This is a genomic window from Legionella cherrii, assembly GCF_900635815.1.
Classification (GTDB): domain Bacteria; phylum Pseudomonadota; class Gammaproteobacteria; order Legionellales; family Legionellaceae; genus Legionella; species Legionella cherrii.
Genome location: NZ_LR134173.1, coordinates 246802 through 270073 on the forward strand (window position 1 = coordinate 246802; position 23272 = coordinate 270073).

Sequence of the window (23272 nt, forward strand, 5' to 3'; positions counted from 1 at the left end):
ACCTACATTATACTTGTGTTGTCATTTATTTCAACACATAGTTTGATTTCATTTTCATAGGTATAGAAAATGGTTATAATTTACTAACATAACGTCCATTGTTGTAAATAAATATCACAATCTGATCTACATATTACTAAGGCTTAAAATGAATGCTCTTAATCATGCAATAAAAGAGGCGCTTAATGCAGCTGGAAATAACAAAGAAGCGAATAAAGCCTATCTTGAGTTTATTAAAGCGAATTTTATTATACCCATTGAAAAAAATTCCGACGACAATCAACCTAAGGTATTGTTTTTACAAGAACAAGAACATGTTTTTCTTCCCGTGTTTTCTGAAATGAGCTATCTTGATGCATGGGCTGTAGATATCGCTACCGACATAAAACTTCTTAAATTATCTGGTGTCGATTTACTTAAAGGACTTGGTGAGAATGTAACCGTATGCCTTAATATCGGTAGCGATATATACAAAGAATTCAACCCATCGGAAACAGCACGAATGCGCTCCATGGTATTAAAATTTTTCAAGGATTGAGATAGATACCCAAGAAACTGGCTAAGACCTCACAATGTTTCTTGGGTATACCTCTCCCTCACAGGGAGAAGGTACTCATGAGGGTTAAGCAGCATAATCCGACATTGATGAAGCTAAATCTTCTATCAAACTTCACTAGAGGGCAAACTCTATGCTACCAATTCAAATAATTGATATCCAACTATAGCTGAAGCAGCTATGGCACCACTAATTTCAATAACTAGAGATAAAAAGCTGTGCTTATGACCATACTCTTGATCGTTTGCAGCTCCTTCCTCGCATGTAGACAGTTCTTCATTGTCGGTCTTATTTAATTCAAATAAAGGTTCTTCACCCTCAATTGCATCCCACCAACCTTCCAACCAATGCTCTGCCTGTTGAGTACCCTTACGGAAAGGATTATCCTCTTCAGTCATATCGGCAAGTGCACATTCGTAACCAAATGCATAACTGTCTTCATAAGTTGGATGTTCGATGTTAAAACGTAATTTAATATGTGGTAGTAAGGCTGTTATGTCGTTCATGATTATACCCTCTATTTATACAGTACATGAATTTTTAATACTGTTAATAATTTCTACATTTAAGTTAATTTTACGACTTTATGTTAACGCTTATTTACCAAATAAAAACATTTACTAATTCTTGACAAATTTTTTTTAACTCAGAAAAAATAACGTTGAGATCAATTTTGTTGTTATTTCTAAATATTTATATTGCAATTACTATGCCAATCTTTTTTTTGTCTCTTTAAAAAACACAAAAAATAGAGTAAGAACAGAAAGAGGGAAAAAATATATATTTGTGGCAGAACTTAACTTTTTGCCGGCAAATTTTGCCGCCAGTACCGTTTCTACTTCATTTAAGCAAGGAGCATTCAAAGTGTATTAAAGCGGCATAAAGCACTGAGCGAGGAGGTTAATTCAGCTTTTTTAGCTTCTGTGATGCTTTTTGTTCTGTTATCTAGGTTATGGCTAAGGAGCTAACCGATGATGCTTCCATTGTCCATCATGTTGATAATAATGAATTCGATCATGTAAGCGATTATCTCGTCCTTGCCAAAACTCGATTTCATCAGGAATAACCATATAACCACCCCAGTAGTTAGGACGTAATACCGGTTCTTGTCCATGCTTTTGTATTAAATCATTCAGGGCTTTCTCCAACGACTCTCTTCCCGCAACCTCATGGCTTTGGGGAGAAACAATCGCACTGAATTGGCTTTTAATAGGTCTTGAGGAAAAATAAAGATCAGACTGCTCCTCATCAACTTGCTTGATTTGACCACGTATCCGTACTTGCCTTGCCATTTGTGGCCAATAAAAATTAAGCGCCACATGAGGGTTATTTTGAATTTGTTTTGATTTTGTACTTTGATAGTTGGTATAAAAAACAAACTTCCCCTCATCAACACCCTTTAACAAAACAACTCGGGAGTCAGGGTAACCTCGATTATCTACCGTAGAAAGAACCATAGCGGTCGGATCGTTTTTTTCATTTTTTAAAACGTCTTCAAACCAGAGCTTAAATTGGACAAGCGGATCATCTGGAAGTGATTCCTCACTTAAATTGAGATCCCCATACTCACGTCGTATATCCGCAATGCTTCGAAAATTTGTCATGAAATACCATTAAAAAATTGGGTATCAGTGAACCCCAGTTATAGAGAACGATTCGATATTCCTCAGTTTTGGCTCTACCCGCGACCATTAGTATGATTAGGCTTTTAACCTTTGTCATCTCCGCAAAAGCGGAAATCCATTCTCAGAGCAGCTCACTCCCTTATTTAGAAATAGATTCCCGCCTGAGCGGGAATGACAAAATTCTTAACTTAATGGCTGTAGGCTTTGTCTTAACTCAAGCTATAGCCTGAATTGACTACCAACCAGTTACTTCGGCAATTGCATCGCCTAAATCCGCTGGTGAACGTACTGTTTTTACACCGGCTGCTTCTAATGCTTTAAACTTTTCAGCTGCTGTTCCTTTACCACCAGAGATAATTGCACCAGCATGCCCCATACGCTTGCCAGCGGGCGCGGTAACCCCTGCTATATAGGAAACGACTGGCTTACTTACATGTGATTTAATGTATTCAGCAGCCTCTTCTTCCGCAGAGCCTCCAATTTCACCGACCATGATAATGGCTTGTGTTTGAGAGTCTTGCTCAAACAAAGCTAATGCATCAATAAAACTGGTTCCAGGAATTGGATCACCACCAATACCAATACAGGTACTTTGCCCAAATCCTTTATCGGTGGTTTGTTTTACTGCTTCATAGGTTAGTGTACCAGAGCGTGAGACGATACCTACTTTACCAGGCAAATGAATTGAACCAGGCATAATCCCGATTTTGCATTCGCCTGGAGTGATAATTCCAGGGCAGTTTGGTCCAATTAAACGGGCTTGGGTATTATTTTCTAAATAGACTTTTACTTGCAACATGTCTAATACAGGAACACCCTCTGTGATACAAACAATTAATTGAATTCCTGCGTCTGCTGCTTCCAAAATAGAATCTTTGCAAAATGGCGCTGGAACGTATATTACACTGGCTTCCGCTTTAGTTTCTTCAACGGCTTCACGCATCGTATTAAATACCGGTAAGCCCAGATGCTTCTGCCCACCTTTTCCTGGTGTCACGCCACCAACCATACGTGTGCCATAAGCAATCGCTTGTTCTGAATGATAAGTTCCTTGTTTTCCAGTAAAACCCTGACACAGTACTTTAGTATGTTTATTTACCAATACACTCATTGTTAACCTCGAATTTTAGTAATTAACCTAAAAACCGCAGTTGAATTATTGAGAGGAGTAGACTCAACTGCAGTTTTTAGGATTAGGCAACAGCTGCCACAATCTTCTTCGCAGCATCAGTTAAACTGGTTGCAGCAATCACATTCAAATCACTTTTATTTAAAATATCAGCACCAAGTTGCGCATTATTACCTTCAAGTCGTACCACTACAGGAATTTTCACATCGACTTCTTTCACTGCAGCAAGAATGCCATCGGCAATGAGGTCACAACGAACGATACCACCAAAAATATTGACTAAAATACCTTTGACTTTTTCATCTGAGACAATAATTTTCAATGCTTCACTAACTCGTTCCTTGGTAGCGCCACCACCTACATCTAGGAAGTTGGCTGGTTCCCCGCCATGAAGTTTAATCACGTCCATAGTCGCCATTGCTAAACCCGCACCATTGACCATACAACCAATAGTTCCATCTAAAGGAATATAATTTAATTCCCAGTCACTCGCACGATTTTCTCGTTCATCTTCTTGAGTTGTGTCACGCATGCTTTTTAACTTAGGTTGACGATATAATGCGTTACCATCAATATTAATTTTTCCATCCAAACAAATTAATTGACCCTGCTTGGTTACAACTAAAGGATTGATTTCTAATAAGCTCAAATCACAATCAACAAACATTTTACCCAAGCCCATCATCAGATGAGTAAATTGCTTTATTTGCTCATCCTGTAGCCCCAGTTTAAAACCCACGTCACGACATTGGAAGGGCATGACCCCAACTAACGGGTCTACAATAACCTTGAAAATTTTCTCAGGGGTCTCTTCAGCCACCTTTTCTATTTCAACACCGCCTTCAGTGGAAGCCATGAACACCACACGACGAGTAGCGCGATCCACAACAGCACCAAGATACAGCTCTCTGCCAATGTCACACGTTTCTTCAATTAGAACAGTATTAACGGGTTGACCATGAGCATCTGTTTGGTAGGTCACTAAACGAGTACCTAGTAATGCTTTCACCGCTGTAGCTAATTCGTCTTTGTTGGAGACTAATTTCACGCCACCTGCTTTTCCTCTACCACCAGCATGAACTTGCGCCTTAACCACCCAACGGTCAGTAGATAACTGTGACGCGACTTGCATTGCATCTTCAACACTATAAGCTACCTCACCCTTGGGCACGGGAAGGTCGTAGTGAGCAAATAATTGTTTAGCCTGGTATTCATGTAAATTCATTGCCATTACCTTTCTAAAAAAAGCGAAATTCGTCAACCCACATCAGTATCAATTGAAGCCTTCACTCAGAATACATTGATGTGTGATTGCGTATTTCGCTGTTACATTTCATTAAACATTAAGTAAAAGACGAGCAGGATCTTCTAATAACTCTTTAACGCTCACCAAAAACTGTACAGAATCTTTACCATCAATCAATCGATGGTCATAAGACAACGCCACATACATCATCGGACGAATCACAATTTGTCCTTTTTCCACTACAGGTCTATCTTCAATTTTATGCATTCCCAAAATTCCTGTTTGGGGTGGATTAATAATTGGAGTAGCCAATAAAGAACCGAATACCCCACCATTAGTAATGGTAAAGGTACCTCCTTGCATATCTTCCATGGCTAATTTGCCTTGTCTGGCTTTTGTTGCTGCATCATTAATAGCCAATTCTATTTCAGCCATGCTCATTTGATCTGCATCTCGGATCACAGGGACGACTAATCCTCGCTCCGTTGATACCGCAATACCAATATCATAAAAACCATGATAGACCACATCCTGACCGTCAATGGAAGCATTTACTGCAGGGAAGCGTTTTAATGACTCAACGACCGCTTTAGTAAAAAACGACATAAATCCAAGTTTAACACCATGTTTTTTCTCAAAACTGTCTTTATACTGAGCGCGCATGTCCATCACAGCTTTTAGATTGACTTCATTAAAGGTTGTCAACATTGCTGCATTATGCTGTGCTTCTAATAGACGCTCAGCAATTTTAGCTCTTAAACGCGTCATGGGTACTCGGCGCTCTTCGCGTAACCCCATAGGTGCTTTATGTTGTTGCTCTTTGGGAGCAGCTTCTGCGGATTTCGATGTTTTCTCTCGAGTAGATTCGATATAAGCCAGAACATCTTCTTTGGTAATACGACCGTCTTTACCACTACCTTGGATTTGCCCTGATTGCAGATCATGTTCTGCCATCATTCGTCGTACTACAGGACTGGTTGACTTATCTTCCTTCGCACTTACCTTATCACTTTCTGACTCGTCCCGTCCCTTCGCAGTTGCCGTTTTCGTTTCTTCTTTAGCTTCAGAGCCAGAACCTTCTTTTATTTTTGCCAATAATTGACCAGAATTTACGGTGTCTCCCTCTTGAAACATTATTTCAGCCAGTATTCCATCAGCTGGGGCTGGAACTTCTAATACAACTTTATCTGTTTCTAGATCCAGTAAATTTTCATCACGGGTAACTTTATCACCTACTTTTTTATGCCATGCAGCCACAGTTGCATCAGCAACTGATTCCGGCAAAACAGGTACTTTGACTTCAATAGACATGGTTATACCTTCTTATTTTATTAAATTCGTTAACACTCTGTAGTCTGAGGTAAAAACAACTGTTTATCTCAGACTACGATAACTCAAATTCAGCCCAATAAAGCTTGCTCAACTAAAGCTTGTTGCTGCTGTGCATGCAACGCGGGACTTCCTACAGCAGGTGCAGCAGCAAACTCTCTTCCGGCATAGTGCAAGGTTTGTTCAGGAAGCAAACAATCTATTATGTTATGCTGAGAAGAGAACCATACTCCCTGATTTTGTGGTTCTTCCTGACACCAAATCACTTTCTTGGCCTGAGGATATTTATTGAGCTCAGTCGAAAGTGCCTTTTTAGGAAACGGATATAATTGTTCGATTCGCACGATAGCAACGTGATTTAATTCTTTATCACGACGCATTTGCAGTAAATCATAATAAACCTTTCCACAGCACAGCACTACCTTGGTCACTTTTTTTGCATCCAGTGCATCAATTTCCGGAATAATCGTATGGAACTTACCGTTAAATAAGTCTTCTAAAGGAGAGACTGCTAGTTTATGACGCAACAGGCTCTTGGGAGTCATTACAATTAATGGTTTTCTGAAATTACGAATAACTTGCCGTCTTAATAAATGGAAAATTTGGGCTGGTGTAGTTGGCGTACACACTTGTATATTATGCTGGGCACAAAGCTGCATGTATCGCTCCAGGCGTGCAGATGAATGCTCAGGACCTTGTCCTTCATATCCATGGGGTAATAACATCACCAGACCACATAAACGCCCCCATTTTTGTTCACCAGAACTAATGAACTGATCGATAACAACTTGTGCGCCGTTGGCAAAATCACCAAATTGAGCTTCCCAAAGCACTAAGAAATTCGGAGCAGAAGCTGAAAAACCATATTCAAAAGCTAACACTGCTTCTTCTGAGAGTACTGAATCGATTACAGAAAAAGGTCGATTGAGTTCATTGGTTATTTTCTCCAAAGGAACAAACGTCTCGCCTGTCTCTACATCATGTAATACCGCATGGCGATGAGCAAAAGTTCCTCTTCCAGAGTCTTGGCCCGACAAACGCACACCATAACCTTCTTGAACTAGGCTGGCATAGGCCATAATTTCAGCATAACCCCAATTCATCGGTAATTCACCGGCGGTCATTTTATCACGCTCATTTAACAAGCGCTGTACTACCGGGTGTAATGAAAATCCCTCAGGCAGTTCATTTAATTGTTTCGCTAATTTATTTAAGTTCTCTTTAGAGATGGTGGTATCTACTTTATCTGTCCATTTTGCATTCATATAAGGAGTCCAATCCACCGCATATTTCCCCTCATAATCCCCATGAACTAAATCCACCACTGCCTTACCTTGATCCAAAGAGTCGCGATAAGCATCGACTAGTTTTTCAGATTCTTTGCTGGTAAGTATTCCCTCTTGAATGAGTTGTTCGGCATAAATTTCGCGTAATGGACGCATGGATTTAATTTTTCGATACATGGACGGTTGAGTTACTGCTGGCTCATCTGCCTCGTTATGACCATGACGACGATAACAAACCAGATCAACAACCACATCTCGTTTAAATTTCATTCTGAAATCAAACGCTAATTTAGTTGCAAATACCACTGCTTCAGGATCATCACCGTTCACGTGTATAACAGGTGCCTGCACCATTTTCGCAACATCGGTACAATATAAAGTAGAACGTGCATCCAAAGGATTGCTGGTAGTAAAGCCTATTTGGTTGTTGATCACGATGTGCACTGTACCCCCAGTACAATAACCACGCGCTTGAGAGAAATTAAACGTTTCCATCACAACGCCTTGGCCAGCGAATGCAGCATCTCCATGAATAACCACAGGGACAACCTTTTCCTTTTTAACTAAATCATTGCGTCGGCCTAAACGAGAACGTACTGACCCTTCTACTACGGGGCCAATAATTTCTAAGTGCGACGGATTGAAGGCCAAAGCCAAATGAACCACGGAACCTGAACCTGTTTTTATATCTGAAGAAAACCCTAAATGATATTTCACATCACCAGTGCGTTCATATTTGATTTTTCCTTCAAATTCTTGAAAAAGCTGGTTCGGTTCTTTACCTAACACATTAACCAGGACATTCAAACGGCCACGATGAGCCATACCGATGACCACTTCCTTAACATCATCCCTTCCAGAGCACTCAATGAGTTCTTTCATCATAGGAATTAAAGAATCGCCCCCTTCAAGAGAGAATCGTTTTTGTCCCACATAGCGTGTACCTAAATAACGCTCTAAACCGTCTGCAGCAATTAAGTCTTTTAAAATTTGTCGTTTTTTTGTTGCATCCAGTTTCAAACGGCCACGCACAGACTCCATTCGCTCTTGGATCCATTCAACTTCTTCGGTATTAGAAATGTGCATGTACTCAATACCAATACTGCCGCAATATGTTTCCCGCAGTGCGTGGTATATTTCATCCAGAGTCATTTCCGGGCCATTAAATGTAGTACCTGCGAAAAATTTACGGCTTCGATCGACATCCGATAAATGGTGATAATCCAATTCCAATGCGGGCACTGGAGTGCGCTCGGTCATTTCTAGAGGATCAAGTTTGGCCGCATGATGTCCTAATGCGCGGTATGAGTTAATTAAATCTGCAATTCGAAATTGTTGGCTATCTGAAGATTGGATTACCGGTATTGCTTTTTTATCTGCGTTCTGCAAAAAATAATCGCGTATCTCTCTGTGGGAACGTTCCTTTTCAGCACCATTAACCTTGGGTAAAGCACTAAACACTGCTCGCCAATCGGATGAAACCGAACTAGGATCAGCAAGATAATCTTCATATAGGCTATCAACATATGCCATACTTCCGCCAGATAAATAGGAGGAAGCCCATTCTTTTTGCAGATCGGAACTGCTCATTTTCTTTTTCTCCAAAGGGGTATTAATCACTACCACTATTAAATTGGTAAGTACTCAGCCCCTATCAGGGAACGACCGTATTCGGCACATGGTGCAAGACAATTCTGCTAATCCATGCGCATACTGATTATGCTGCGCTTATCAGAAAAATTTTCTCACAACCTGCGCTCAAATCCAACCGTTCGAATACACCTTAACATAGGGGACCTGAGCCCTCACTTAAATTGGCTATTCCACTCATCCCCGTGGATAAAACAGCTATCCCCGCAAGAGCGGGGATCCATCCTTATTCTGGTTTCGAGATCATTTCAGGATAATTCTCATTTTAGAGAATTAAATGTTCCTATTTTTTTAATGACTTCTACCAAGTACCATCAGTAATAACAAAGTACCGTTAGGTTTCTTTTGTCAGCATTTGCTGGCGAATCTCAGCAATTGCTTTCATCGGATTGAGACCTTTCGGGCAGACACTGGTACAATTCATGACGCTTCGGCAACGGAACACACTAAATGGATCTTGTAATTTATCCAAACGATGCGCCGTTGCGGTATCACGACTGTCTGCTAAAAATCGTCTTGCCTGTAATAATCCAGCAGGTCCTACATATTTTTCTGGATTCCACCAATATGAAGGACATGAACTGGTACAACACGCACATAAAATACACTCATATAATCCATCAAGCTGTGCACGTTCTTCTGGAGATTGTAAGCGCTCACGAGCTGGTGCAACTCCATCATTTTGTAAATAGGGTTCGATGCGCTCATATTGTTGATAAAACTGGGACATATCAACAGCCAAATCACGGATTACTGGAAATCCAGGCAAGGGCCGAATAACAATTTTGTCGGTTTTCAACTGAGACACGTGGGTAATGCACGCCAAGGCATTTGTTCCATTAATATTCATGCCATCTGAACCGCATACTCCCTCACGACATGAGCGTCTGTAGGTTAGAGAAGGATCCTGCTCTGCTTTTAAACGCTCAAGTAAGGTGAGCAGCATAGGATCACTTTTAACCGGGATCTCCAGCTCATAATCTTTCATATAAGGCTTAGCATCCACCTCAGGATTATAGCGATATATTGATAGGGTCAATTTTTTACTATCTGCCATAGAATCTATCCTCTTTAGTAAACGCGTTCTTTCGGCGCAAAAGGCTCGACATGCTTAGGTGATGCATTAACTGGACGAAAATCAATTTTCTCACCTTCCTCAAAATAGAGCGTATGTTTAATCCAGTTCTCATCATCACGTTTTGGGTAATCCTCACGGCTATGAGCCCCACGACTTTCAGTGCGAACAATTGCAGACTGCGCTGTTGCGTATGCAGTTGCCATTAAATTATCCAACTCTAATGCACTGACTCGTTCCGTATTAAATATCTTGCTTTTATCTTCTAATTTGGCATGGGCCAATCGCTCACGTAAAGCTTGTAACCGTTTTAAGCCAGAGGCCATAACTTCACCGGTGCGGAATACACCAAAGTCTTCTTGCATTACACGTTGCATTTCATCATGAATCACAGCTGGGCTTTCGCCTTCTGTTGAATCATTCCAACGATTATAGCGTTGTAACGATGGAGCAAGATCATCGTCACTAATATAAGTCAATTCAGGCAATTGATTTGCGAGCCATAACTCTTCAACATGCAATCCTGCTGCCCGACCAAAAACAACTAAGTCCAGTAAGGAATTACCACCTAAACGGTTTGCACCATGTACCGAAACACAAGCACATTCTCCCACCGCATATAATCCATCAACGACATGCTCCACTCCATTCGTTTTAGTAAGGACTTGACCATACATATTCGTTGGTATTCCGCCCATACTGTAGTGGCATGTAGGAACAACTGGGATCGGCTCAACGATTGGGTCAACTCCAGCAAATTTCATCGATAATTCACGAATTCCTGGTAAACGCGACTTAATAAGATCGGCCCCCAGATGATCCAATTTTAATTTAACGTGATCAACCCCTTTGGGATCAAAACCTTTACCTGCACGTATTTCGAGAGCCATAGAACGGGCAACAACATCGCGAGAAGCAAGATCCTTAACCCGAGGTGCATAACGTTCCATAAAACGTTCACCGTCTTTATTAATTAAATAACCACCCTCACCACGACAGCCTTCAGTCACTAAAACACCAGCGCCAGCGATACCGGTAGGATGAAATTGCCACATTTCCATATCTTGCAAAGGAATACCGGCTCTGAGGGCCATACCAAAACCATCCCCAGTATTAATAAAAGCATTGGTTGTGGATTGATAAATACGGCCTGCGCCCCCGGTTGCTAAAATACATACCCGGGATTGGAAAAATACTACTTCCCCTGTCTCAATACACATTGCCGTTACGCCAGATATGTGACCATGAGCATCTTTCACGAGATCAAGAGCATACCATTCACTAAATACATGTGTTTTGGCTTTTAAATTTTGTTGATACAGGGTATGAAGTAAAGCGTGTCCTGTTCTATCTGCTGCAGCACAAGTGCGGGCAGCTTGTTCGCCACCAAAATTTTTTGATTGGCCACCAAATTGGCGTTGATAGATTCTCCCATTATCCATACGAGAAAAAGGCAAACCCATATGTTCGAGTTCATATACAGCTTCTGGGCCTGTTTTACAGAGGTACTCAATCGAATCCTGGTCGCCAATATAATCAGCACCCTTCACTGTATCGTACATATGCCAACGCCAATCATCCTCATGAGCGTTTCCTAAGGCACAAGTAATCCCGCCTTGGGCTGATACCGTATGTGAACGGGTTGGAAATACTTTCGATAAGAGAGCAACTTTTAAACCAGAATTTGCCATCTGCAGCGCAGCCCGCATTCCAGCTCCGCCTGCGCCAATAATTACTGCATCAAATGTGTTACGTGCAATTGCCATGCTACCGCCCCCAAAGGATCATTAAGCCCCAAGTAAATTGACTCAGGAGCCATAAAACGACTAACATTTGTACTGATAAACGCAGAGCAGTACACTTCATATAATCGGTAGTTACTGTCCAAATACCTATCCATGCATGCAATGAAAGAGCAAACAATGCAATAAGTGACGCGATCCGAACTAAAGTATTAGAAAAAAGAGCATGCCATTGTGCAAAACCTAGTTCAGGATGCAATAACAAAAATCCAATAATAAAGAAAGAATAAACAGCAAAATAAACCGCGGTAACTCGTTGAATCAACCAATCCTTTAGCCCATTACCTGTTAAGCTGGTGACATTATTTACCATATCCAGATTCCTAGAAAAATTGACAAAATAATGGCAAGAATAATGACTAAAACAGCGGAACGCCGACCAGCATTAAGATGCTCACCAAACCCCATATCCATCAAAAGATGTCTAATCCCTGCAAGTACGTGATAAATCATTGCCGCACCAAATGCCCACAGGATCATTTTATAAGCAGGATGAGACAACAAACTTTTCACTTGTGTAAAGGCTTCTTCAGATTGCATTGATTGGCCAAAAATATAAAGCATTATGGGTAACAGTAAAAATAAAACTACCCCTGAAATCCTATGTAAAATGGACGCTATTGCCATAGGGGGATAATTTAAACTACCCAAATCCAGATTAACGGGTCTTTTTTTGTTCACTGTGAGTTTCTTCCTTAATTAGAAAAGTTAATTAAATAAAGCACAAATGCGAAGTATAGCACTCTGTTGTTATCGCGCAAGATTAAGTCGATATGGATTCTAATCAAAATGTAACTTGTCTATCTCTAATCCAAATAAATTTGTCGGTTATCTCTATTCTTCAAGGGCTCTTTTTACTTGATAAGATCTTAAAATTAAAGATAAAAAATATTTCATAGGTTACAATTTTATCAATTTGTTATTTTATTGGTATAATTAATATACATTTACTGTATTAGGCATCAATTATGGCTATCTCTAACGATCCAAATGAACGGTTGACTTATTGTGTCTCTAAAGGTCTTGTTAAAACCGTAAAATCTCTTATTAATGATATAAATCAAATTCAGAAAATTCAACCAAAAACTATTGATATGGCAATAGAAAGTGCCTTAATGACAGCAACCTCCAAGGAAGCAGAGCCAGGCGAGCGAATTAATAAGCAATGGGAAATTATCACGCTATTATGCAATATACCCAAAGGGCTACCGCAACCTAATGCAAAACTTGTTAAAAAAGCATTGGCGGAACATGAAAAGTATTATCAACATTTATGCGATACCGAATTTACGAAATTGATCAAGGAAAAAAGGGAACAAATGAAGAAAGAGGATTGGGATTCAGTTTTTGATTATCTTGAAAGCGATAGGGTAAAAAAACCATCTCAGATTGCAATAAGTTTTACATTAAGAGTCGCGGCATATCATAATGATTGGCCAGTGTTCATGAAACTATTAAATCATCATGAGCCTGATTGGAAAATGGCAGGGAACCTGCTCTTTTCAGCGGTACAAGTAGGGCAATATGATGCAGTGAAACAGCTGTGCAATTTGTCTCAAGAAAATATGCCTAATACGAGTAACATTAAAAGAGCAATGAAAGAAGCAAAACGTACAGGACATCATGAAATTGCCAGTTATCTGGCTTGTGAGCTCATCCATCAAAATAATTTGGAAAAAGATCCTTTAGCACTAACCCAAGCCATACTTCAGGATTATGTTGATCATTCGTTTATAGGAAGCAGTTTATTTAATTCGCAATTGAAAGGGGTGAAAAATATCCTTACGCATGTAAAACGCATAACAGCTCAAGAACATGATGAAAATGCAAGAACCAACGCTGTACTTGATGTTGTTCAGTCGTTACAACACGTTTTAGGTGATAATAAAGAATTGATGGGTCGTGTTGATTTCATCAAAGCACACCGCGGTAAAATCGAAGAAGCTCCTTCACTAAAAGTCGAACTGTGATTTTCTTAGTTTGATTGGGAACAGAAAGCCCCCTTTGAATGGAGGGCTTTTTTTATTTAGGCCGTACCGTAGATGTTCTAGGCTGCTTATAGGTATCACGAGGGGCCTCAAGTGGATATCCGTATTTATCCGCATTTTGTTTGACAATTTGTAAATAACGCTCACCCCATTCACCTGGATCAAAGTTAGTTACTACCACGTTATAGGGTAAATTAATAATTGATTCAAAGGCTTTTCTTTGGGGAAGCAAATGTCCGCCAAAAGAAACTTGCACTTCTGTTTCTTTATCAATACCTTCATCTTTGAGACGCTCAACCAATATATAGATCATTTTTTCTATAGTCATATAGAGCTTATACATTGACATTCCGACAGAAAACATTTCTTCACTTTTGGAAGTGGACAATTTTGATCCCTCATCAAGAATAGAATACACAAATTCATACTCATGTGTTCCTGCAATTATTTCTGGTTTGATCATTACAGGAGGAGAAATAGGCTCTATAGTTGGAGACACAATATAAAGTTCAAAATCAGCCCAACGCCACCAGATTTGATAGACCCTCTCCACTAAGGTTATAGGATCATTTAAATCTTCTTCCATTTGCAGCTTACGCAAGTCGAGACTGTTCTCGTTATCAATATTATCCAAATCTTCAAGATACTCTGGGTTTTCGTCAGTAGTAGGGAAACCTGGTTCATCAGCCATTTGCATACCACATATAAATCAAGCTTATATGGTTATATTAGCCCAAATTTTATGAATGAGCACGAAAGTTAAATCTGCTGAAGTAAAAAACCTGTAAAAAAATGTAACCTGCATGAGGAGATACATCATCCCAAGTGCAACCAGGGATGACGGGCCAAGTGGATAGAATAGTAAACAGAGCCTAAATATATTGATAATATTCAGGTGCATTAGAATGACATTTAAAGCATGTACTTTGGCAATTTGCTTTTTCCTGGCATTTACGTATTACTCCCTTGCCAATCCATAAATCCAGCATAGGCTGTAATGCTTGAAGATCCAAACGAAACTCTCGAGTCAATTGCTGGGTACTCACTACACCTTGACGACAAATGTAATCACGTATTTGCAACAGCATTATTCCTCCGCATATTTCGTTTGGTGTATTGGCGTAACCCGATAACAACCACTAAAACCAATAAGAACACGATGATCTCGACAACACTTTGTTCAGAACGCTGTATCCACTGCGCAGATTGATAAAATAAAACTGCGGCGGCATAGGCAATCACAAAAGACCAAACCACAGAAATCCACATATATTTTCGATTTGCTTCTTGGCGAATTACCGCCATTGTCGATACACAAGGGATATAAAGAAGTACAAACAATAGATAGGCATAGGCGCCTATTTTTCCATCAAAACGTTGCGCCATAATTCCATATACCGACTGAGAGACGGGATTATCCGCTGCACTAGCCAATATAGGATTCGTCAAAGCAGAACCGAGTTGAGCTAAATTCTGAGGAACAGACCACAAAGCGGCTTTGATGCCTGCCCAGAAATCAAAATGTGCGGCGGCAAGTTCACCTACATGACCTACCTGGGCATAAAGTGAATTGAGCGTACCAACCACTACTTCTTTAGCTAACATACCCGTTAACAATCCCACCGTTGCCGGCCAATTGTCCTGATGTATTCCCATAGGTGCAAATAGAGGCGTAATCCACTGCCCCATTAAAGAAAGCAATGATTGAGTACTGGCCTCGCCTGAGTTAATTCCACCGCCCAAAGTAATGGCGTTTAAACCACCTAAAATAACACAAATAGGTACGATTAATTTCCCCGCCCGCACTACAAAAAAAACGTAATCGCATAAAGGTTTCTTTAAATAATCGCTTGAGAGCAGGTTTATGATAAGCAGGCAACTCCAAAATTAAGGGGGAAGCATGTCCTTTTAAAGTGGATTTGCGCAAGATGAACCCGGTTAATACCGCCATCAAAATCCCTACAAGATATAAAGAAAACACGACATTTTGGCCACCCGAGGGGAAAAACGCAGCGACAAATACTGCATAAATCGCCAAACGCGCACTGCATGACATAAAAGGACTCATCATCACGGTGAGCAAACGATCACGTTCTGAATCCAGCGTTCGCGCTGCCATAATCGCGGGAACGTTGCAACCAAAACCCACGATCATCGGCACAAAAGATTTTCCGGGTAAACCCATCATCCGCATTGCTTTATCGACAACGAAAGCTGCTCTGGCCATATATCCTGAGGTCTCTAATAGGGATAAAAAGAAGAACATCGCCGCAATCACAGGGATAAACGTTAAGGTGGTATTAATGCCTTTACCAACTCCGTTGGCCAATAAAGCAATCAACCAATTAGGGGCATGAACCTGGTGTAATAACCAGGCAGTACCTTGCACAAATATCGTATCCGTACTGATATCAAAAAAATCCTGAAACGCACCACCTACATTAATCGCAAATAAAAACATCAAATACATCATGGCAAAAAATATAGGGAGGGCAAAAAAACGATGCAACATAATCTTATCAAGCTTAGCAGTAAAATCCTCACTGGCATCACTTCGCTTTTTCTGCACAGCGCTCACCATTGCATGTATTTTCTGATATCGAGCATCCGCTAATAAGATATCAAGACTGGGCTCTGCTTCGTTGAGTAAAGGCAAATCTTTGGGAAGCTTTTTATCGAATAACAACTCATCTCCCTCTGCAAGCCTACGCGCATAATAATAAGCAAGAGATTGGCTATACCCCTCATGAACCAAAGTGTTTTCCAGAGTTGTCAATGTTTGTTGTAGCGCTTGGGGTATAGGCAGTATCCAAGGGATTTGCTTTTTAGGCACGTGAGTTAGTGCCTGCATTAACTGTGGGATCCCAACCTTTTTATGTGCTTGAATGGGAATAACAGGACAACCTAATTGTTGAGACAAGGCATTAATATCTATGGAGATGCCGCGTTGCTGAGCAATATCCATCATATTCAGCGCGAGCACTACGGGTTTGCCTAATTCCAAAATTTGAGTAGTCAGATATAAATGCCGCTCCAAATGACAGGCATCAATCACATTGATAATACAATCAGTCTCCATCGTGACCACAGAGTGGGCAGCGATGTGTTCATCTTGGCTAACGCCATCTGCATTCGCCACTAGAGAATAAACCCCCGGCAAATCCGTTACTTCAATGCGTTGTTGACCTACGAAGAACTCCCCAGTTTTCTTTTCAACCGTAACACCAGGCCAATTTCCTATTCGCTGATTGTCACCAGTTAATGCGTTAAATAAGGTGGTCTTACCACAATTAGGATTACCTACTAATAACACATGAGTCATATACGCTCCAAAATCAATTGACTCGCTTCGTCCTTACGCAAAGTTAAGGCAGTTCCTCTGACTTCAATTTGGATAGGGCATCCTAAAGGAGCAATTCGGACCACCAAAAGCTCTGTGCCGCAGGTCACGCCCAAAGACAATAGTCTACGTCTATATTGCATCTCAGTTGTACCAAAACTGGTTAATCGTACTTTATCACCGGGTACTAATTCTGTAATTTTTATCATGTCCTAACAGCAAAATAGTGAAATAATTTTAATCTTAGCATAAATGAAATCGAGAATCATTCTCAATTAAGAAAAAAATTATACATTAATTCAATTTTGAATCAACTTATAACCTTGGCAAAATGAAGCAGAATACGGGAATTTTGCCCCCTCTACCGAACCCCCTATCAAGAATTACCAGCAATCAACTCTTTAAGTTTTCTTTTGGGATGACGTGCTAAATAATCCACCGATTGCATTTCCAGCAAACGGCTTAATGTGCGCTTGAAGGTTTCTTTCATTTCACCTTCAACATACAACTCTTCAACGGCCACTTCCGCGGAAATAATAATATTAATTCCACGGTCATACATCACATCAATAAAGTGAATAAACATAATTGCTTGTAACGTATGATTTACGGTTAATGAAGGAATGTTACTTAAAAAAATGGTGTCGAATTTATCTGCAAGCTCCAAGTAGTCCAATTGGCTACGAGGCAAATTACACAGGACATCAAAAGAAAACCAAATCGACTGTTCGGCAATTTTAAGGTAGGGAATTTCACGATTTTGGATTGTAATAAAACCATTTTCCTTAAATTCTTTTGTTAACATCGTGAATTGCTTCTCCATAGTCAAAGCCGTTTGCTCATTCAATGGAAATAAATAAGCATCGAGTAAAGGAGCTCGCCCGACGCGATAATCTCTTTGTTCATTTAAATGCAATACCTCGCAATGCTCTTTAATTGCTGTAATGGCAGGTAAAAATCGTTTCCGATGAACCCCGTTTCGATATAACTCATCCGGAGGGATGTTCGAAGAAATCACTAAAATAACCCCATTAGCAATTAACGCTTGTAATAATTCCGCTAAAATCATGGCATAAGCAACGTCATGAACCATAAATTCATCAAAACAAAGCACTCGCGTTGTTTTTGCTAATTCCTTAGCGATTTTGCGAAGTGGATTCTTTTGGCCTTGCACTCGTCTTAATTGCGAGTCAACTTGTTGCATAAAATGATGGAAATGAAAACGTGCTTTCTTTTTCTCTTCAAGACAATCATAAAATAAATCAATTAAGTAGGTTTTACCTACCCCAACGGGACCGTAAAGATATACTCCTTTAATTCGCGTTTTACGTAAGGGATAAAACCAAAATGAGTTCGATTTTTTTACCTCATCCGCCACATATTGCATCTGTGCCAATATTTCTCGCTGCAACGGATCATCATCAATTTCACAGCGATGAATTGCAGCTTCATATTGGCTAATCAAATTCATCATAAAACAACCTGAGAATGAATGTATTCTATGAGTTTCGCTTTAAGCTCGATTAATTTCCCATGAAAAAAATGTCCCGTATTGGCAAAACGAATCACCGGGAGTTCAGGGTCAGCCTGTGCAGCAAACTCAAAAACCAAATGGGGAGGAACTACCTCATCTTCATCCCCTTGCACAATAAGCCAGGGATATGGTGCCGGATTAAATTCGCCATAATTATAATGATGTATGGCAGGAGCGACTGTAATTAATAATTTTGCATCCGATTGTGACGCTGCTCGATAAGCCACGTAAGAACCAAAAGAAAAGCCAGCAAAAATAAGTTTCTTTTCCGGCTGTTCCTTTTGCCACTGACGAACTAAAACCAGCATATCTTCACTCTCACCAAGGCCTGCATCATAATAACCGTCAGATTGCCCTACTCCGCGAAAATTAAAGCGTAACGAAGGAATACCTAATTCTTTAAAGACACGTGCTAAAGTGGTAACCACTTTATTATTCATCGTGCCGCCTTGCAGTGAATGGGGATGCCCCAAAAAAGCGATAAAAACAGAGTTATTTTGCTCTGGGACAGTTAAAACTGCTTCTAATTTCCCAACAGCCCCTTGCAAAAATAACGCATGTTCACCTGGGACGGTTAATTTTTCAGTGATTTGCATAAAAAACCTGTTATCATAAGTACATATTTCATGCAGTTACGCCTATGAAGTGGGGCATAACCTTCGTCGCCCTGATGGGCACCTTCTCCCTATTAGGGATAAGGAAAACCTTCCTTTCCTCATGGTTTGAGGTTAAGAAAACAAAACCCCTCTGCCACTTGCAGGGAGAAGGGCTAGAGTGAGGGTTTTCACCTCCACCTTACTGACCGGCTACACAAAGAAGGCAGCTGCGTGAAGCTTGAATGATAACTCGAATTATAGATGAACAAAATGCATAAAGAGCAAAAAGAAGCAACACCTATAACAAAAAACATCCCTTTTTCTAAACGTTTTATTTTTTTAATTATAATTCCGACAGTTTTTGTACTTATCGGAATAATTATTTATTTGCTTGGTGGCCGTTATGTGGCAACTGATAATGCCTATGTCAAAGCAGATATGATCCCTTTAAGCCCGCAAGTATCAGGCGTTGTTCAAGAGGTTTTTGTCATCGAAAACCAGAATGTAACAAAAGATCAACTCCTTTATCGCATTGATCCAGAACCTTTTAAAGTGGCATTGACTAAAGCCGAATCGAAGTTAGCTCAAGTCCGTATTGATATTTTGGCAATGAAAGCCAATTATCGTGAAAAGCAAGCTGAATTAGAACTTGCTCGTACTAAATATAATTTTTCCCTGCGCAATAAAAAACGTCAGATGGATCTTGCAGAGAAACATTTTGCTTCATTATCCAGTTTGGATGAGGCCAATGAAGGTGCGGAACTTGCGGCACAACAGATAGTCACTTCGGAACATAATTTGCAAAGTTTGGCAGCATCCCTTGCAGGTAGTATTGACGAACCGGTAGAGTCACATCCCTCTTATTTAATGGCAAAGGCAGAATATGAACAAGCGAAATTGGACTTACTCCGTACTGAAATTAAAGCTCCAGTAGCAGGAACCATTAGTGCACCTCCCAAAAATGGACAATTCGTCAGTAAAGGCTCTATTAGCATGACTTTAGTTGCTAATGAACATCCCTGGATTGAAGCAAACTTTACTGAAAAAGAGTTGACCTATGTCCGTCCAGGACAAAAGGTAATTACTACCATCGATATTTATCCCGGAAAAAAATGGAAAGGTACTGTCCAAAGTTTAAGTCCTGCAACCGGTTCCGAGTTTTCAATTATTCCAGCCCAAAATGCTACCGGAAATTGGGTTAAAATTGCTCAACGCATTGCCGTCCGCATCCAGTTACAGCCCGACCCGAACAGCCCTCCACTGCGTTCAGGGCTCAGTTCCTGGGTAGAAATTGATACAGGGCATAAAAGATATTCATTTAAAAATCCTCCTCTTCCCAAAGTAGGAGAGGGTTAAAACTAACCGATGTAGTCCGGATGAGCGAAGCAACCCCTGCTTCATTCCCTTCTCCCCTTATGGGCAGAAGGTGCACGATAGAGCGGTTGAGGGTATTTACTCTATTCCCTCACCCTGCCCCTCTCCCATTATTGGGGAGGAGCGTTTTAATATAACGCAGAATTATTTCGCAGCACCCGGACTCCATTTTAACGATAGATTTAGTGAACTCGATGATTAAAACATATCAAGCACCCCAAGGCTCACAAAGAGTATTCATTACTTTGTCGGTCATGCTTGCAACAGTGATGCAATCATTGGATACAACCATTGCTAATGTAGCCTTACCCCACATGCAAGGTGGGATGGGCGCGACTCAAGAACAAATTTCTTGGGTTCTTACTTCCTACATTGTTGCCGCAGCGATATTCACTCCTTTGACGGGGTTTCTAGGTGAGCGCTTTGGAAGAAAACGAATTTTTATTTGGTCCGTGATTGGTTTCACCATAGCCTCCATGCTTTGTGGTGCTGCGCAGAGTTTGTCGCAAATTGTCTTATTCCGCTTACTTCAAGGTGTTTGTGGCGCCAGTTTGATTCCCATCTCCCAATCCATACTTTTAGATTCAAATCCTCCAGAAAAACACGGTTCAGCAATGGCTATTTGGGGTATGGGGGTTATGGTTGGCCCCATTCTTGGCCCCTCTCTAGGCGGATGGCTTACTGAGTACTACAACTGGCGATGGGTCTTCTACATTAATCTGCCCTTTGGGGCACTTGCCTGGATTGGTTTAACTATGTTTCTTCAGGAAAATAAGCTAAAAACTGAAAAACATTTTGATTTAATGGGATTTGCCTTTTTAAGTATTGCAATCGGCTCATTGCAGCTGTTTCTTGACCGGGGTGAGTCACTGGATTGGCTTAATAGCAATGAAATAATTATTGAGGGATTAGTCGCCCTTATCTGCTTGTATTTATTTATTGCCCATATACTCACTTCCAGGACTCCTTTTATCGATCCATCCATGTTTAAAGATCGAAATTTTAGCGTAGGGCTGACTTTTATTTTTATTATTGGAATTATTTTACTGGCTACCATGGCCTTACTGCCGCCTTACATGCAAGGTTTAATGAATTATCCGGTAATTGACGTAGGCATACTCTTAGCTCCTAGAGGGGTAGGCACTATGATGGCCATGATGATTGTAAGCAAGTTATCTGGAAAAATTGATGCGCGTTATCAAATTGGTTTGGGATTAATTTTAACGGATTACTCTTTATGGCTTATGACCTTATTCAATGTGAACATCAGCAATAGCGATATCATTTCTTCAGGAATTATTCAAGGATTGGGGCTGGGTTTTATTTTTGTCCCGTTATCGACACTTACGTTCGCGAGCTTACCCCCGCAGTATCGCAATGACGGCACTTCATTATTTAGCTTACTCAGAAATATCGGCAGCAGTATCGGTATTTCCATAGTCATGACCAAATTAGCCCAAAACACTCAAGCAAATCATTCTGCCTTTGCCCATTTTATTACTCCATTTAACATCAGTTTAAACCATGCAAGTGAGCTAGGAGTCTTTAATCTACAGTCAACACAAGGACTGGCCATTCTTGATGCAACGGTAACCAAACAAGCTGTATTACTTGCATACTTACAAGATTTTCGCTTCATGATGTGGTTGGTCTTATGTGCTTTTCCACTTTTGTTTTTGCTTAGACCACCGTCCAAAAAATCAACTACTTCTCAACTTCCCGAATTTGAAATATGATAGCTCCAGTGAGCCGGCAAACTCACTGCTCATAACAAACCTCATTCCTTCACTTTCTCAGTGAGTTTAGAACGAGGTCAATGCACTGACCCATGTTGGCAGTGACTTTTTTTTAACTTTTTTGGAGGACTTGATCCATGCGACAGGTACCTAGAGTGAATCTCGCTTTTCATCATTATGCTTGCTTCATTTTTTTAAGGGGTAACGCATCATGAAGATACATGATTTTAAACGTAAAAAAGAAGAACAACAAAAAATTTCCATGATTACCTGCTACGATTATCCATCCGCCTGCATTGTCGCTGAATCCAATATTGATTGCGTTCTCGTTGGCGACTCTGTAGCGATGGCAGTTCATGGCCATGAGACAACAATCATGGCGACTATAGAGATGATGACACTGCATACTCAAGCTGTAGCACGTGGATTAAAACAGCAATTTTTAATCAGTGATCTCCCTTTTTTAAGCCATAAAACCTCAATGGCTCAAACGGTTGAACATGTAAAGCGCCTATTACAAGCCGGGGCACAGGCAGTGAAAATTGAAGGAGGAGATACAGATACCTGTAATACCATTTCCTATTTAGTCAATGCAGGGGTTCCTGTTATAGGCCATATCGGTTTAACACCTCAATCCATCCATCAATTGGGTGGCTATAAAGTACAAGGAAAAAATCAAGAACAAGCAGAAAAACTTATCCAACAAGCACTTGATTTAGAGGCTGCCGGTTGTTTTGCTCTTGTCATCGAATGTGTGCCCCAACAATTGGCACATATCATAACTCAGTCATTGGCTATACCTACTATTGGTATTGGGGCCGGCTCTGATACTGATGGCCAAGTCCTTGTTTGGCATGATATGTTGGGTTTACAAACTGATTTTAATCCAAAGTTTGTTAAACGATTCATCCAAGGTAAGGACATTCTCCTGAATGCATTAAATGCCTATGCACAACAGGTACAGCAAGTGAGTTTCCCAACGACTGAACATTCATTTTAATTGACG

At 40.4% G+C, this 23272-nt stretch carries 20 protein-coding genes and 1 pseudogene; 5 read left to right on the top strand and 16 right to left on the bottom strand.

The window, feature by feature from the left end; all coding sequences use genetic code 11:
• Positions 1 to 148 precede the first annotated feature (148 nt).
• Positions 149 to 538, top strand: a complete 390-nt coding sequence (locus tag EL022_RS01005; RefSeq protein WP_028380767.1) for an SseB family protein — start codon at positions 149 to 151, stop codon at positions 536 to 538.
• Positions 539 to 687: 149 nt separating this feature from the next.
• Here EL022_RS01005 and EL022_RS01010 read toward each other — a convergent pair whose 3' ends face one another.
• The 10 genes from EL022_RS01010 to sdhC form a co-directional block, all read right to left on the bottom strand.
• The gene (locus tag EL022_RS01010) at positions 688 to 1062 is read right to left on the bottom strand and encodes a transmission trait enhancer LetE (protein WP_028380766.1); all 375 of its coding nucleotides are present in this window, start codon (positions 1060 to 1062) and stop codon (positions 688 to 690) included.
• A 450-nt stretch (positions 1063 to 1512) separates the two neighbouring features.
• Entirely contained in the window at positions 1513 to 2160 is a 648-nt protein-coding gene (gene pdxH / locus EL022_RS01015; protein ID WP_028380765.1) for a pyridoxamine 5'-phosphate oxidase, read from the bottom strand.
• 256 nt (positions 2161 to 2416) lie between these two features.
• Complete coding sequence (sucD, locus tag EL022_RS01020; RefSeq protein WP_028380764.1) at positions 2417 to 3292, bottom strand: succinate--CoA ligase subunit alpha; 876 nt, start codon at positions 3290 to 3292, stop codon at positions 2417 to 2419.
• A gap of 82 nt (positions 3293 to 3374) precedes the next feature.
• Positions 3375 to 4535 carry an ADP-forming succinate--CoA ligase subunit beta gene (gene sucC, locus EL022_RS01025; protein ID WP_028380763.1) on the bottom strand — a complete coding sequence of 387 codons (1161 nt, stop codon included), beginning with the start codon at positions 4533 to 4535 and terminating at the stop codon, positions 3375 to 3377.
• Between the two features lie 111 nt (positions 4536 to 4646).
• Positions 4647 to 5867, bottom strand: coding sequence for a 2-oxoglutarate dehydrogenase complex dihydrolipoyllysine-residue succinyltransferase (odhB, locus tag EL022_RS01030; protein ID WP_028380762.1), 1221 nt, complete (start codon positions 5865 to 5867; stop codon positions 4647 to 4649).
• An 89-nt stretch (positions 5868 to 5956) separates the two neighbouring features.
• On the bottom strand, positions 5957 to 8761 hold the full coding sequence (locus EL022_RS01035) for a 2-oxoglutarate dehydrogenase E1 component (RefSeq protein WP_028380761.1): 2805 nt from the start codon (positions 8759 to 8761) through the stop codon (positions 5957 to 5959).
• 394 nt (positions 8762 to 9155) lie between these two features.
• Positions 9156 to 9878: a succinate dehydrogenase iron-sulfur subunit gene (locus EL022_RS01040; protein ID WP_028380760.1), complete on the bottom strand. Its 723-nt coding sequence runs from the start codon at positions 9876 to 9878 to the stop codon at positions 9156 to 9158.
• A gap of 14 nt (positions 9879 to 9892) precedes the next feature.
• Positions 9893 to 11662 carry a succinate dehydrogenase flavoprotein subunit gene (gene sdhA, locus EL022_RS01045; protein ID WP_028380759.1) on the bottom strand — a complete coding sequence of 590 codons (1770 nt, stop codon included), beginning with the start codon at positions 11660 to 11662 and terminating at the stop codon, positions 9893 to 9895.
• A 1-nt stretch (position 11663) separates the two neighbouring features.
• Positions 11664 to 12011: a succinate dehydrogenase, hydrophobic membrane anchor protein gene (sdhD, locus tag EL022_RS01050; protein ID WP_028380758.1), complete on the bottom strand. Its 348-nt coding sequence runs from the start codon at positions 12009 to 12011 to the stop codon at positions 11664 to 11666.
• Entirely contained in the window at positions 12005 to 12379 is a 375-nt protein-coding gene (gene sdhC / locus EL022_RS01055; protein ID WP_028380757.1) for a succinate dehydrogenase, cytochrome b556 subunit, read from the bottom strand. Before sdhC ends, sdhD begins: the two co-directional genes overlap by 7 nt.
• 287 nt (positions 12380 to 12666) lie before the next feature.
• Between sdhC and EL022_RS01060 the strand changes: the two genes are divergently transcribed.
• On the top strand, positions 12667 to 13668 hold the full coding sequence (locus EL022_RS01060; RefSeq protein ID WP_028380756.1) for an ankyrin repeat domain-containing protein: 1002 nt from the start codon (positions 12667 to 12669) through the stop codon (positions 13666 to 13668).
• Positions 13669 to 13720: 52 nt separating this feature from the next.
• On the opposite strand, the gene EL022_RS01065 is transcribed toward EL022_RS01060, so the two are convergent.
• From EL022_RS01065 to EL022_RS01090, 6 genes and pseudogenes are all read right to left on the bottom strand, one after another.
• On the bottom strand, positions 13721 to 14377 hold the full coding sequence (locus EL022_RS01065) for a hypothetical protein (RefSeq protein WP_035900706.1): 657 nt from the start codon (positions 14375 to 14377) through the stop codon (positions 13721 to 13723).
• A gap of 181 nt (positions 14378 to 14558) precedes the next feature.
• Entirely contained in the window at positions 14559 to 14774 is a 216-nt protein-coding gene (locus EL022_RS01070; protein ID WP_028380754.1) for a FeoC-like transcriptional regulator, read from the bottom strand.
• Positions 14755 to 17008, bottom strand: a pseudogene (gene feoB, locus EL022_RS01075) (Fe(2+) transporter permease subunit FeoB). Before feoB ends, EL022_RS01070 begins: the two are co-directional and overlap by 20 nt.
• Positions 17005 to 17235 carry a FeoA family protein gene (locus tag EL022_RS01080; protein WP_035900703.1) on the bottom strand — a complete coding sequence of 77 codons (231 nt, stop codon included), beginning with the start codon at positions 17233 to 17235 and terminating at the stop codon, positions 17005 to 17007. Before EL022_RS01080 ends, feoB begins: the two are co-directional and overlap by 4 nt.
• Positions 17236 to 17402: 167 nt before the next feature.
• A complete protein-coding gene (zapE, locus tag EL022_RS01085) occupies positions 17403 to 18497 on the bottom strand; it encodes a cell division protein ZapE (RefSeq protein WP_028380751.1) in 1095 nt (364 codons plus the stop codon).
• Positions 18497 to 19156 carry an alpha/beta hydrolase gene (locus tag EL022_RS01090; protein WP_028380750.1) on the bottom strand — a complete coding sequence of 220 codons (660 nt, stop codon included), beginning with the start codon at positions 19154 to 19156 and terminating at the stop codon, positions 18497 to 18499. The genes zapE and EL022_RS01090 overlap by 1 nt, the downstream gene beginning before the upstream one ends.
• A gap of 270 nt (positions 19157 to 19426) precedes the next feature.
• On the opposite strand from EL022_RS01090, the gene EL022_RS01095 reads away from it, so the two are divergent.
• The 3 genes from EL022_RS01095 to panB all read left to right on the top strand — a co-directional run bounded on the left by EL022_RS01095 (position 19427) and on the right by panB (position 23266).
• A complete protein-coding gene (locus EL022_RS01095) occupies positions 19427 to 20512 on the top strand; it encodes an HlyD family secretion protein (RefSeq protein ID WP_237761208.1) in 1086 nt (361 codons plus the stop codon).
• A 212-nt stretch (positions 20513 to 20724) separates the two neighbouring features.
• Positions 20725 to 22266 carry a DHA2 family efflux MFS transporter permease subunit gene (locus EL022_RS01100; RefSeq protein WP_028380748.1) on the top strand — a complete coding sequence of 514 codons (1542 nt, stop codon included), beginning with the start codon at positions 20725 to 20727 and terminating at the stop codon, positions 22264 to 22266.
• Positions 22267 to 22477: 211 nt separating this feature from the next.
• The gene (panB, locus tag EL022_RS01105) at positions 22478 to 23266 is read left to right on the top strand and encodes a 3-methyl-2-oxobutanoate hydroxymethyltransferase (RefSeq protein ID WP_028380747.1); all 789 of its coding nucleotides are present in this window, start codon (positions 22478 to 22480) and stop codon (positions 23264 to 23266) included.
• Positions 23267 to 23272 lie beyond the last annotated feature (6 nt).